The 12,560-nt window shown below is 66.1% G+C and carries 13 protein-coding genes and 1 other RNA gene; 6 read left to right on the top strand and 8 right to left on the bottom strand.

Annotation, left to right across the window (positions count from 1 at the left end):
• Positions 1-736, bottom strand: a 736-nt coding sequence (locus AOZ49_RS16905; RefSeq protein ID WP_231690367.1) for a dihydroxy-acid dehydratase domain-containing protein, incomplete at its 3' end; no start/stop codon positions are given.
• 180 nt (positions 737-916) lie between these two features.
• On the opposite strand from AOZ49_RS16905, the gene lgt reads away from it, so the two are divergent.
• The gene (gene lgt, locus AOZ49_RS16900) at positions 917-1,705 is read left to right on the top strand and encodes a prolipoprotein diacylglyceryl transferase (RefSeq protein ID WP_054432680.1); all 789 of its coding nucleotides are present in this window, start codon (positions 917-919) and stop codon (positions 1,703-1,705) included.
• Here lgt and AOZ49_RS16895 read toward each other — a convergent pair.
• The 4 genes from AOZ49_RS16895 to AOZ49_RS16885 form a co-directional block, all read right to left on the bottom strand.
• The gene (locus AOZ49_RS16895; protein WP_054476652.1) at positions 1,680-2,453 is read right to left on the bottom strand and encodes an SIMPL domain-containing protein; all 774 of its coding nucleotides are present in this window, start codon (positions 2,451-2,453) and stop codon (positions 1,680-1,682) included. The genes lgt and AOZ49_RS16895 overlap by 26 nt on opposite strands.
• Positions 2,454-2,530: 77 nt before the next feature.
• Positions 2,531-2,715, bottom strand: a non-coding RNA gene (gene ssrS / locus AOZ49_RS31795) — 6S RNA.
• Positions 2,716-2,759: 44 nt separating this feature from the next.
• Entirely contained in the window at positions 2,760-3,071 is a 312-nt protein-coding gene (locus AOZ49_RS16890; RefSeq protein ID WP_006388757.1) for a cell division protein ZapA, read from the bottom strand.
• Positions 3,071-3,601 carry a hypothetical protein gene (locus AOZ49_RS16885; RefSeq protein WP_180180074.1) on the bottom strand — a complete coding sequence of 177 codons (531 nt, stop codon included), beginning with the start codon at positions 3,599-3,601 and terminating at the stop codon, positions 3,071-3,073. Before AOZ49_RS16885 ends, AOZ49_RS16890 begins: the two co-directional genes overlap by 1 nt.
• 400 nt (positions 3,602-4,001) lie before the next feature.
• Here AOZ49_RS16885 and AOZ49_RS16880 point away from each other — a divergent pair, with 400 nt between their 5' ends.
• The 4 genes from AOZ49_RS16880 (at position 4,002) to AOZ49_RS16865 (ending at position 8,752) form a co-directional block, all read left to right on the top strand.
• Positions 4,002-4,466: a tripartite tricarboxylate transporter TctB family protein gene (locus tag AOZ49_RS16880; protein ID WP_054432682.1), complete on the top strand. Its 465-nt coding sequence runs from the start codon at positions 4,002-4,004 to the stop codon at positions 4,464-4,466.
• 13 nt (positions 4,467-4,479) lie between these two features.
• Entirely contained in the window at positions 4,480-5,985 is a 1,506-nt protein-coding gene (locus AOZ49_RS16875; protein ID WP_054432683.1) for a tripartite tricarboxylate transporter permease, read from the top strand.
• A gap of 204 nt (positions 5,986-6,189) precedes the next feature.
• Positions 6,190-7,794, top strand: coding sequence for a gamma-glutamyltransferase family protein (locus tag AOZ49_RS16870; protein WP_054432684.1), 1,605 nt, complete (start codon positions 6,190-6,192; stop codon positions 7,792-7,794).
• 52 nt (positions 7,795-7,846) lie between these two features.
• Positions 7,847-8,752 carry an NAD(P)-dependent oxidoreductase gene (locus AOZ49_RS16865; RefSeq protein ID WP_054432685.1) on the top strand — a complete coding sequence of 302 codons (906 nt, stop codon included), beginning with the start codon at positions 7,847-7,849 and terminating at the stop codon, positions 8,750-8,752.
• Between the two features lie 49 nt (positions 8,753-8,801).
• On the opposite strand, the gene AOZ49_RS16860 is transcribed toward AOZ49_RS16865, so the two are convergent.
• Positions 8,802-9,434, bottom strand: a complete 633-nt coding sequence (locus AOZ49_RS16860; protein WP_054476650.1) for an FMN-dependent NADH-azoreductase — start codon at positions 9,432-9,434, stop codon at positions 8,802-8,804.
• A 124-nt stretch (positions 9,435-9,558) separates the two neighbouring features.
• Here AOZ49_RS16860 and AOZ49_RS16855 point away from each other — a divergent pair, with 124 nt between their 5' ends.
• Positions 9,559-10,500 carry a LysR family transcriptional regulator gene (locus AOZ49_RS16855; protein WP_054432687.1) on the top strand — a complete coding sequence of 314 codons (942 nt, stop codon included), beginning with the start codon at positions 9,559-9,561 and terminating at the stop codon, positions 10,498-10,500.
• Here AOZ49_RS16855 and AOZ49_RS16850 read toward each other — a convergent pair.
• Positions 10,494-11,423 (bottom strand): 2-hydroxyacid dehydrogenase, encoded by a 930-nt coding sequence (locus AOZ49_RS16850; protein WP_054476648.1) that lies wholly within the window; start codon positions 11,421-11,423, stop codon positions 10,494-10,496. The genes AOZ49_RS16855 and AOZ49_RS16850 overlap by 7 nt on opposite strands.
• A gap of 113 nt (positions 11,424-11,536) precedes the next feature.
• The coding region (locus AOZ49_RS16845; RefSeq protein WP_054476646.1) for a tripartite tricarboxylate transporter permease at positions 11,537-12,560 on the bottom strand (1,024 nt) is incomplete at its 5' end.

The following is a 12,560-nucleotide window of genomic DNA, read 5'->3' as shown; positions in this document are numbered from 1 at the left end:
CACCGGGCAAGCCTTCGATCCCGGGAGGTTGAACCTGAAAGCAGCTTGATCCGGACCATAGAATCTCGTTGGCCATGGTGCTGGAGTACGGCAGGCTCATGCCCATGGCCTCGAAGGCCGAGCTCATGGTGTTGGCGGTGTACATGCCGCCACAGGAACCCGAGCCGGGAATGGCGCACTTCTCGATCTGCTTGAAGTCGGCCTCTTCCATGCGGCCCATGGTGTATTCGCCGACTGCCTCGAACACCGAGACGATGGTCAGGTCCTTGCCCTTGTAGCGGCCCGGCTTGATGGTGCCGCCGTAGACGTAGATGCCCGGCACGTTCATGCGCGCCAGGGCGATCATGCCGCCCGGCATGTTCTTGTCGCAGCCCCCGATGACCACCACGCCGTCCATCCACTGGCCCTGCGCGGCGGTCTCGATACAGTCGGCGATGACTTCGCGCGACACCAGGGAGTACTTCATGCCCTCGGTGCCCATGGACATGCCATCGGAAATGGTGGGCGTGCCGAACACCTGCGGATTGGCCTTGGCGCCGCGGATGGCTTCGATGGCGGCATCGGCCAGGCGCTGCAGGCCGCTGTTGCACGGCGTGATGGTCGAATGGCCGTTGGCCACGCCGATCATGGGATTCTCGAAATCGGCTTCCTGGTAGCCCAGCGCGTAATACATGGCGCGATTGGGCGCGCGGGCGACGCCGTGCGTGATGTGGCGGGAACGTTCGTTGTGCGACATGGTCTGTTGTCTCCTGTCGGCCGTCAGGGCGCGGACATGGCGGCCGCGCCCGGGAGGGTGCCAGTTCGCTCGCGGGCGAATCTCGGGGTACACCGGCACGCAGGGGCGAAGCGCTTGCATGTCGATCTACCGCAGGGCTCGCCGGTTATTATCATTCAACTTCATTGTGTCGGGCGGAACATGCTGCAATATCCAAAATTCGACCCCATTGCCCTGCAGATCGGGCCCTTGGCCATCCATTGGTACGGGCTGATGTATCTGGCGGGCTTCGCCCTGGTGTACGTGCTGGGCCGGCGCCGCATCACCAGCGGCCACACCACGTCCCTGAACGTGCGTGACCTGGAAGACCTGATCTTCTACAGCGTGCTGGGGGTGGTGCTCGGCGGACGGCTGGGCTACGTGCTGTTCTACAAGCCCAGCTATTACCTGGCGCATCCGCTGGAAGTGGCCTACCTGTGGGAAGGCGGCATGTCGTTTCACGGCGGCCTGATCGGCGTGATCCTGGTGATGCTGCTGTTCGCCCGCAAGAAGCGCCTGCCTTTCTTCGCCGTCAGCGACTTCATCGCGCCGCTAATTCCGCTGGGACTGGGTTTCGGCCGCCTGGGCAACTTCATCAACGGCGAGCTGTGGGGCCGCCCGACCGATGTGCCGTGGGCGATGATCTTCCCGAGCAGCGGCGACGGCGTCCCGCGCCATCCTTCCCAACTCTATGAGCTGGGCCTGGAGGGCATCGTGCTGTTCGCGCTGATGTGGTGGTTCTCGAGCAAGCCGCGCCCCCTGGGCCAGGTGAGCGCGGTATTCCTGATGGGCTACGGAACGTTCCGTTTCCTGGTGGAATTCACCCGCGAGCCGGACAACTTCCTGGGCCTGCTCGCGGGCGGGTTGAGCATGGGACAGTGGCTGTCCCTGCCGATGGTCGCCCTGGGCGCCATCATGTTCGCGCTTACTGCAAAACGATCGTCCCGTTGACCGAAATGCTGACCGTGACGTCTCCCGCTTCCAGGGGGACGTCCGCGCTGTAGCCGGCGCCGCCGGAGGCGTCCTTGGCCATGGCGCCCATCATGCGCGGCATCGGCGTGACGCCGCCGGCGCCGCCCAGTTCGAGCTTGCTCAGGCGATAGCCCGAAAAGCCGAAGGCGTTGGCCGCGGCCAGCGCGCGGTCCTTGAAGGCCTGCGCGGCTTCCTTGAGCAGCTTGCGTTCCTCGGCCTCGCGCACTTCGCGCGACAGCGAGAAGCTGATGTTGGAAATGGCGGTCTTGTCGGACAGCTTCGACGCCAGCGCGGCGGCCGCCGCAAAATCCTTCGATTCGAGAATGATCTCGCCCTGGCCGCGCCAGGTGGTGCTGGTCTTGCCCTTGCTGCTGCTAGTGGAATTGGGCCAGACATTGAAGCTGCCCGTGCGCACATCGACACCCTTGGTGTCACGCGCGCGCTTGGCCACGTCGTCCAGCATCTCGGTCAGCTTCTTGCCGGCGGTGGGCTGGTCCGCCGCTTCGGTCTCGGCCGACAGCGAAATGCGCACCGTGTCCTGCTTGACCTCGGAAGAAGCGGTGGCCTGCAGGGTCAGTTCCGGCGACCGGTTGGCGGCGGATTCCGCCGCGGCGGGGGCCGGCGTCGCCGGCGCCTGAGCGAAGACGGGTTGCGCCATCGACAGAGCGGCCACGGCCGCGCACGCCGCGCCAAGTTTGGTCAGCGAAAAAACGGGGGATTTCAACATGGACTGGTCCTATGAGGGAGGACGATGGGGGGGAGGCGCCCGGCGCGGACCTGCGCTCATGGCAGGTCCGCTGGGATAGATGCCCCGCCTGTGCCGTCAAGGCCGGCATCTCGAACCCTGAGGTTCAAGGTGGTCGCGTTCCGAAGAGCGTCGGGTTCGTCTACGAGAGACAATCACTCCAGCTCTGCACTCCCGCAACCAATATGCCATAAGACATAGGTTCAGAGAATGTATGGCCAGGTCACGGACACGGCAGGGACAAACTGAAAATACTGAAAAAACCTTGGTGAAAACCGCTGATGAACGTCAGAGCAGCTTTTCTTGCCCTGACAGGGCGTCGTCGAGGACTGCGTTCATGTCCTCGATTCTACGCTTGAAGTCGCCGACCGCCAAACCGCCCAGCGGACCATCCGGCGCTTTCATGGCGAGCAGTTCGCCAGCCACCTGCAGCGCGGCCATGACGGCGATGCGCTCGTTGCTAGAGACCTTGCCGGTGCCCTGGATGCGCAGCATGAGCTGGTCGACGTGGCGCACGGCGGCCAGCAGCGTGGGCTTTTCCTCGGCCGAGCAGGCCAGCGAGTAGTCGCGCCCGAGGATCGTTACATCTACGCGTTCCATCAGTGTTGCTCTCCGGACGGCGCACCCGGCAGACGGGCCAGGACGGCGTCGATGCGCTCGCGCGCCGCGGCGGCGGCCACGCGCAGGCGCTGTAGTTCGGTGTCGCGGCTTTGCAGGGTGCCCTGCATCTCGGTTTCCCGTGCCGTGAAACGCGCTTCGAGCGACTGGCGCTCGGCGGTTTCGCGAGCGAGCTGTTCGCGCAGGGCCACTTCGGCCTTCTGCGCCTGCTCCAGCATCGCGGTGACGGCGCCGTCATTGTCTTGCAGCTTGCCTTGCAGCGTGGCGATGTCGGCATCGCGCTCGGCGGCGCGCTGCTTGAGCACGCGCTGCTCGGCTTCGGTTTCGTTCAGGCGCATACGCAATGCGTCACGCTCGGCATGAAGTTGCCGGGTGCGTTGCACCAGTTGCCCGATGCGGGCGGCGAGTTGGTCTAGGTCTTGCAGCATGGGCGCTATCGTAAACCATCCAGGGGGGAATCGGGCCGCTTCACGCAAGGTGAGAAACACGGCAATATTCAGTAGGAAATGCAGGCGGCATTGCCGGCGGCGGGCAACATACCCGATCAGGCACAACTAGAAAAGTCCCTCGCGCCCGGCAAGCGGCAGGTCAAGCGGACCTGCTTTCGCATTTCTTTCTATAAACTTTCACTTAGCTTTCAAACAACCATCAATCTGCCCGCCCCGTTACATCTGGGGATCGGGAGTTCCCCAATTCTAGGGAAAACCCCAGGCTTTCACCTAGCTTACAGGGTTTGCATCGTCGCGGGCGTCCATTACCATTCGCCCTTTCAAGAAGCCGCGCCGAAGCTTTCAGAAGAACACCGGGCACCGCGACGTGCCTTTTTTGTGCCTGTCATCTGGCTTTCTCGCCAGCGCGGCAGACCACAAGCCTCTTTTTTATCTACATGCTGTAAACAGGAGCCAACCAATCATGCAGCTACGCAATCGACAGGACTTCTGGTCGGGGGTGATGTTCATCGCCCTTGGACTGGGATTCGCCTGGCAAGCCAGCAGCTACCAAATGGGTACTGCCGCCCGGATGGGCCCCGGGTATTTTCCTTTCTGGCTGGGCATCGTTCTCGCATTGCTGGGTGCCATCGTGCTGCTTGGCTCGATGTCGAAGAAGGCCCAGGAAACCCACGTCGACAAGTTCGACTGGCGCATCGTCCTGCTGGTGGTCGGATCCGTGGTCATCTACGGCCTGGTCCTGAAACTGCTGGGCATCTATATCTCGGTGTTCATTCTGGTTGTGATCAGCAGCCTGGCCAGCCACGAGTTCAGCCTCAAGGTCGCCGTCGCCAACGGCATCTTCCTGGTGGTGTTCTCGTATCTGGCATTCGTCAAGGGGCTGGGGCTGATTTTCCCGCTGTGGCCGTCGTTTCTGGGCATGAACTGAGGAGCAACCGGTCATGGAATTGTTTGACAACCTGATGTTGGGTTTCTCGGTGGCGTTCACGCCCGAGAACCTGTTGTACGCGCTGCTGGGCTGCGTCCTGGGTACGCTGATCGGCGTGCTGCCGGGTATCGGCCCGGTCCCGACCATCGCGATGCTGCTGCCGATCACGTACGTGCTGCCCCCGGTGGCCGGCCTGATCATGCTGGCCGGTATCTATTACGGCGCACAGTACGGTGGCTCGACCACGGCCATCCTGGTGGCGCTGCCAGGGGAAACGTCCGCGGTGGTGACCGTGCTGGACGGTCACCAGATGGCCCGCAACGGCCGTGCTGGCGCCGCGCTGGCGATCGCCGCCCTGGGTTCGTTCTTCGCTGGTTGCGTGGCCACGCTGCTGCTGGCCGCCTTCGCGCCCCCGCTGGCTGAAGTCGCCTTCAAGTTCGGCCCCGCCGAGTACTTCTCGCTGATGTGCCTGGGCCTGGTCGGCGCCGTGGTGCTGGCCTCGGGCTCGCTGCCCAAGGCGATCGCGATGATCATCCTGGGTCTGCTGCTGGGCATGGTCGGCACCGACGTCAACTCGGGCGTGGCCCGCTTCGACTTCGGCGTGCCGGAACTGCAGGACGGCATCGACTTCGCCATCGTGGCCATGGGCGTGTTCGGCTTCGCCGAAATCATGACCAACCTCGAGCAGAAGGAAAACCGCGTCGACATCACCGACAAGATCGGCTCGCTGTACCCGAACAAGCAGGAATTCAAGGAATCGTACCCCGCGGTCATCCGCGGCACGGCCCTGGGTTCCGCCCTGGGCATCCTGCCTGGCGGTGGCGCGGTGCTGTCGTCGTTCGCGTCGTACACGCTGGAAAAGAAGATCTCGAAGAATCCGGAACGCTTCGGCAAGGGCCACCCGGCCGGCCTGGCAGGCCCGGAATCGGCCAACAACGCCGCCGCCCAGACCTCGTTCATCCCGCTGCTGACCCTGGGTATCCCGGGCAACGCCGTGATGGCGCTGATGGTCGGCGCGATGACGATCCACAACATCCAGCCCGGCCCGCAAGTGATGACGAGCCACCCCGAGCTGTTCTGGGGCCTGATCGCCTCGATGTGGATCGGCAACCTGATGCTGGTGGTGCTGAACCTGCCGCTGATCGGCCTGTGGGTCAAGCTGCTCAAGGTGCCCTACCGCATCCTGTTCCCGGCGATCCTGGTGTTCTGCACCATCGGCGTGTACTCGCTCAACTACAACTCGTTCGACATCTTCACGACCGCCATGTTCGGCATCGTGGGCTATGTCTGGTCGAAGCTGAAGTGCGAAGGCGCGCCGCTGCTGCTGGGCCTGGTGCTCGGCCCCATGATGGAAGAGAACTTCCGTCGCGCCCTGCTGCTGTCGCGCGGCGACTTCAGCACCTTCGTGACGCGTCCGCTGTCGGCCTCGCTGCTGGCCGTGGCCGTGTTCCTGGTGATCCTGGTGGCCCTGCCGGCGATCCGCAAGAAGCGCGAAGAGACCTTCGTCGAAGAAGAATAAGGCTTTGCCCGCCGCCAGATGGCGGCGGTGCTCTCCGCCTTCCGAACCCCCGGCCCGCCGGGGGTTTTTCTTTGGGCGCACGATGGCGGTTCGCCGCGCTCCGCCCGGCATAAGCAACAAATCACTACTGTTCAATACAGGGTGTGCTCCAGGGCCGTGGCATCTACGTTAAGCTACGGGTTTACCCCCACGCGATGATTCGACATGAACTTCGACTGGAACAACCCCTATCCCACCACGCGCACGCCGGTCTTCGCCCGCAACGTCGTCGCCACCTCGCAGCCGCTGGCGGCGCAGGCGGGGCTGCGCATACTGGCCAACGGCGGCAATGCGGTGGACGCGGCGATCGCCGCGGCCGCCACGCTGACGCTGGTCGAGCCGGTCAGCAACGGCCTGGGATCGGATTGCTTCGCCATCGTCTGGGACGGCTCGAAACTGCACGGCCTGAACGCCTCGGGGCCGGCGCCGGCGGCCTGGAACCTGGACTACTTCCGCCGCAGGCACCAGGGCGCGATACCGACCCGCGGCTGGGACAGCGTCACGGTGCCGGGCTGCGTGGCCGGCTGGGCGGCGCTGCATGAAAAACTGGGCAAGCTGCCGTTCGCCGACGTGCTGGCCCCCGCGATCGACTATGCCGAGCGCGGCTTCGCCGTCAGCCCCATGGTGCAGCAGAAATGGGCGGCGCAGGCCGACGTGCTGCAGCCCCAACCCGGCTTTGCCGAACACTTCCTGCCACGCGGCCGGGCGCCGCACACCGGCGAGCATTTCGTGCTGAAGGCCGCCGCGGCCACGCTCAAGCGCATCGCCGCCAGCCGCGGCCGAGACTTCTACGAGGGCGAGACGGCCCACAAGCTGGTCGCCCATGCGCAGGCCCACGAGGCCGCCATGACGCTGGCCGACCTGCGCGACTACGCGCCGGAGTGGGTGACGCCGATCAGCCAGTCCTATCGCGGCCACACGCTGCACCAGATCCCGCCCAACGGCCAGGGCATCGCCGCCCTGATCGCGCTGGGCATCCTGCAGAACTTCGATCTGGCGGCCCGGCCGGTGGATCATCCGGACACCCAGCACCTGCTGATCGAGGCCATGAAGCTGGCCTTCGCCGACGTCTACGCGCATGTCGCCGACGGCCGCCACATGCGCCTGTCGCCCGAACAGATGCTGGCCCCCGGCTACCTGGCCGAGCGCGCTCGCCTGATCGACCCCAACGTGGCCCAGGCCTTCGCCTGCGGCCACGCGCCGCAGGGCGGCACGGTCTATCTGACGGCCGCCGACCGCAACGGCATGATGGTGAGCTTCATCCAGTCCAACTACATGGGCTTCGGCTCGGGCGTGGTGGTGCCGGGCACCGGCGTCAGCCTGCAGAACCGCGGCCACTGTTTCAGCACCCAGCCCGATCATCCCAACGTGGTGGCGGGCGGCAAGCGCCCCTTCCACACCATCATCCCGGGCTTCCTGATGCGCGACGGCGCGCCGGTCATGAGCTTTGGCGTGATGGGCGGCAACATGCAGCCGCAGGGCCAGGTGCAGACGCTGGTGCGCATGCTCGACTACGGCCAGCAGCCGCAGGCCGCCTGCGACGCGCCGCGCTGGAAATGGAATCAGGGACTGGCCATCGACATGGAGGCCTCGGTGCCCGCCGCGGTGGCGCAGGGCCTGCGCGCGCGCGGCCACGTGCTCGAGGGCATCGACGACCCCTATATGGACTTCGGCTCGGGCCAGTTCATCTGGCGCCTGGGCGACCCGGCTGTCGATGGCTACGTCAGCGCCAGCGACAGCCGCCGCGACGGACTCGCCGCCGGCTTTTGATTGCGTTAAGGTTACTGCCTCAGGTTTTCCTTTCCACAGCGGAGTCCCCTGCATGGCATCGATCGGTACCAAGAGCTACGACGCAGTCGTGGCCCAGAAAGTCGCATTCCTCGGATTGGGCGTGATGGGCCTGCCCATGGCCGGCCACCTGGCCCGCGCCGGGCACGACGTCACCGTCTACAACCGCACGCCGTCCAAGGCGCAGGCCTGGGCCAGCGAGTTCGGCGGCCACAGCGCGGTGACACCGCGCGAGGCCGTGGCGGGCGCCCAGATCGTGTTCGCCTGCGTCGGCAACGACGATGACCTGCGCAGTGTCACCCTCGGGCCGGATGGCGCGTTCGCCGGCATGGCGCCGGGCGCGGTGTTCGTGGACCACACCACCGCATCGGCCGACGTGGCGCGCGAACTCTACGCGCAAGCCAAGGACCTGGGCCTGAACTTCATCGACGCGCCGGTATCCGGCGGCCAGGCGGGCGCCGTCAACGGCGTGCTGACCATCATGTGCGGCGGCGAGCAGGCGGTGTTCGACGCCATCAAGCCGGTGGCGCAGGCATTCGGCCGCGCGGTGACGCGTGTGGGCCCGCCGGGAGCCGGCCAGCTGGCCAAGATGGTCAACCAGATCTGTATCGCCGGCATCGTGCAGGGCCTGTCGGAAGCCGTGGCGTTCGGCCAGGCCGCCGACCTGGACATGAAGCTGGTGCTGGACGTCATCAGCAAGGGGGCCGCGCAGAGCTGGCAGATGGAGAACCGCGGCGGCACCATGGTCGACGACAAGTTCGACTTCGGCTTCGCGGTCGACTGGATGCGCAAGGACCTGGGCCTGGTGCTGGCCGAGGCGCGCCACAATGGAGCCCGCCTGCCGCTGACGGCGCTGGTGGACCAGTTCTACGGCGACGTGCAGAAGCTGGGCGGCGGCCGCTGGGACACGTCCAGCCTGATCAAGCGGCTGCGCGACTGACGCGCCGCCACCCAGAAAAAAAGCGGACCCTCGGGTCCGCTTTTTTACGTCAGGCCGCCTGCAGCGCGGCTTGCGGCCGGCCCAGGTCCAGCGCGTCGATGCGCTGGCGCGCGAGCGACACGCCTTCGAGCGCGGCGACTTCGCCCATCGCCATGCCTTCGGCGGCGATGAAGGTCACTTCGTTCATGCCCAGGAACGCCAGCATCTGGCGCAGATACGGCGTCATCGTGTCGGCGGGCGTGCCTTCGGCCTTGCCGCCGCGCGCCGTCAGCACGAACACCTGCTTACCCTTCACCAGACCCTCGGGCACGCCTTCCGGCGTATAACGGAACGTGACGCCGGCGCGGGCGACATGATCCAGATAGGTCTTGAACTGCGCCGGCAGGTTGAAGTTGTAGACCGGCACGGCGAACACGATACGGTCGGCCTGCATCAACTCGGCCACCAGGGCATCGCTGCGTTCGACGATGCGCTGCTGCTCGACGCTGCGGGCGTCGGCCGGCGTGAACAGGGCGCCGGCGGTCGCGCCGTCGAAGTACGGCAGCGGCTGGGCGCCGATATCGCGAATGGTGACGACGGCGGCCGGATCGGCCTGCTTGACGCGGGCGACCAGGTGGTCGGCCAGTTGCTTGCTGTGCGAGCGCTCGCCCAGAATCGAGGACAGGATGACAAGGGTCTTCATAACGTGATCTCCAGTGCGGACCGCGAAAAGCGCGTGTCCTGAGTGCATGACGTCACTGTAGATCGCTTAATTGTTCACATAAACCCATGTATGATGAACTATTCGTTCCAGACATAGAACAATCATGCAAGACCTAAACGACCTCTATTACTTTTCCCAAGTCGTCGAACAAGGCGGCTTCAGCGCCGCCGCGCGCGCGCTGGATATCCCCAAATCGCGCCTGTCGCGCCGTATTTCGCACCTGGAGGAAAGCCTGGGGGTCCGGCTCCTGCAACGCACCACCCGCCGCCTGCGGCTGACGGCGGCCGGCGAGCGCTACCTGCACTATTGCCGCGAAATGGCCGCCTCGGCCCGCGCGGCCGACGACGCCATGCGCCAGTTGCAGTCCCAGCCCGCCGGGCCGGTGGTGGTCAGTTGCCCGGTATCGATCGCGCAGGACGTGCTAGCGCCGCTGCTGCCGGAATTCCTGGACGCCTGGCCGGCGATCTCGGTGCAGTTGCTGGTGACCAACCGCCGGGTCGACCTGATCCGCGAGGGCGTGGACCTGGCCCTGCGCGTGCGGACCAAGCTGGATACCGATGCCGAACTGGTGGTGCGCCACCTGGGCACGGCACGCGGCACGCTGGTGGCCAGCCCCGGCTACCTGCAGCGTCACGGCGCGCCCGACACCCCGCAGGACCTGGCCTCGCACACCACGCTGAGTTTCAGCGATCCGCAGAACGAGGTGCGCTGGCCGCTGCGCAACGACAAGGGCGAGGAAGTGCATATCGAGCTGAAGCCGCAGCTGTCTTGCAATGACTTCATCGTGCTGGTGGAGGCCGCCGTGCGCGGCCGCGGCATCGCGCTGCTGCCATCGATCGCGACCCAGGAGGAACTGCGCCGCGGCCAACTGGTGCCGGTGCTGCCGCAGTGGCAATCGCCCGAAGGCATCGTCCACTGCATCTACCCGTCGCGCCGCGGCATGATGCCGGCCGTGCGCACGCTGCTCGACTTCCTGTCGGAGCGCCTGCCTCCCACCTATCAGCGGCTGGAAAAGCAAGGCGCCGCCGCTCCCGTCGCTCAATAGCCGCGCGAGCGCTCGACCACGCCGGTGATCGGCTCGCCGCGCATCAGCTGGGCGACCTTGGCGGCGATCTGCGCGATGCTCTCGTCGCGCAGGGTGCGGGCGGCGATGTGCGGCGTGACGTGCACGCGCGGATCACGCCAGAACGGATGATCCTGCGGCAGCGGCTCGGTATGGAAGACATCCAGCGTGGCGCCGGCGATCTCGCCTTCTTCGAGCATCTGCACCAGGTCTTCCTCGACCAGGTGTTCGCCGCGGCCGACGTTGACCAGATGCGCCTCGGGCAGCAACTGGCCGAGCGTGTCGCGGTTGAGGATGCCGCGGGTGTCGGGCGTCAGCGGCAGCACGTTCACCAGGAACCGGGTGCGCGCCAGGAAGGCTGGCAGGGCCTCCTGGCCGGAGAACGACTCGACGCCGGCAATCTCGCGCGGGGTGCGCGACCAGCCCGCCACCGGATAACCGAACTCGGCCAGCGTCTGCGCCACGCGCGCGCCGACCTGCCCCAGGCCCAGCACGCCCACCGGCCAGTCGGCCTGGCGCGTGCCTTCGCGCGTGTCCCAGTGCTGGCGCGCCTGCGACTGGTCGAACGCCTCGAAGTCGCGCGACACGCGCAGCAAGGCATAGAGCGCGTACTCGGCCATCTGCACCGACATGCCGGCGTCTTCCAGGCGGACGATGCGCACGTGCGGCGGAATCTCTTTCATCTTGAGCAAGGCGTCCACGCCCGCGCCGAGGTTGAACAGCGTCTCGATGCGGGTCTCGTGCTGGAACAGTTCCACCGGCGGCTTCCACACCAGCGCGACCTCGGCGCCGGAGGGCGGGCCATCGGGATTCCAGACGGAAATGCGGCAGCCGGGCATGGCGGCTTCCAGGCGCGGGACCCAGACGTCGGGGTCGTGCAGAGGGCAGGCAAAGAGGGTGTGCATGGCGGAAATCCGGACGGGCTCGGGAAACCGCAAGCATGGGGGAAGATGGGCCGTAAATCAAACGGCCCGGCATGAAGCCGGGCCGTTTTCAGAGCGGGTAACGCGCGCGGAGATCAGGCCGTCTGCGTGACCTGCGGCTTGTTCTTGTTCTTGCCACGGCGCAGGAAGGCCCACACCTGCAGCAGGATCAGCAACGCGCTGGCGCCGATGAACCAGGCGCTGATCGGGCGTTGCACGAACACCGCCAGGTCACCGCGCGACAACAGCAGCGCGCGGCGGAAGTTCTCTTCGACCATGGGGCCCAGCACGAAGCCGAGCAGGATCGGCGCGACCGAGAATTCGAGCGTCACCAGGATGGCGCCGATCACACCGAAGGCCAGCACTTCCCAGATCTGGAAGAGGCTGTTCTGGGTGCTGAACACGCCCACCGCGATGAAGAACAACGCCGACGGGAACAGGTAGCGGTAAGGCACCTGCAGCAGCTTGACCCAGACGCCGATCAGCGGCACGTTGAGCACCATCAGCAGCACGTTGCCGACCCAGAAGCTGGCGATCAGGCCCCAGAAGATGTCCGGATGCTCGGTGATCAGCTGCGGGCCGGGCTGGATGCCCTGGATCGGCAGCGCGCCCAGGATCAGCGCCATCACCGCGTCGCCGGGGATGCCCAGGCTCATGGTCGGAATGAAGTCGACCTGCGTCTTGGAGTGCGACGACGCTTCGGGCGAGGCCACGCCGGCGATCATGCCGGTGCCGAACTTCTCGGGCGTCTTGGAGATCTTGCGTTCCAGCGCGTAGGCCACGAAGGTGGTGATGGTCGGACCGGTGCCAGGCATGGCGCCGAACAGCGTGCCGACGGCGGTGCCGCGCACCATGGGCCAGAAGGCCGTCTTCAGTTCCTGCTTGCTGGGACGCATGTCGCGCAGGCGCAGCTTGGCGCCGCTGCCGATGATGGTCATGCGGTTGACGCTCATCAGGAAGTCGGCCACGCCGAACAGGCCCATCGAGATCGCCACCAGTTCCAGGCCGTCGGACAGGTCGAGCAGGCCGAACGAGAAGCGGATGGTGCCGGTGTTCACGTCGGTGCCGACCACGCCGCACATCAGGCCGAACAGCGTCATGGCCACGCCTTTCAGCGGC

It is taken from the genome of Achromobacter sp. 2789STDY5608615 (genome assembly GCF_001298995.1).
In the GTDB taxonomy this organism is placed as follows: domain Bacteria; phylum Pseudomonadota; class Gammaproteobacteria; order Burkholderiales; family Burkholderiaceae_B; genus Achromobacter; species Achromobacter insuavis.
The sequence above is the reverse complement of the archived record's forward strand: the minus strand, read 5'-3'. Positions and strand labels throughout refer to the sequence as shown.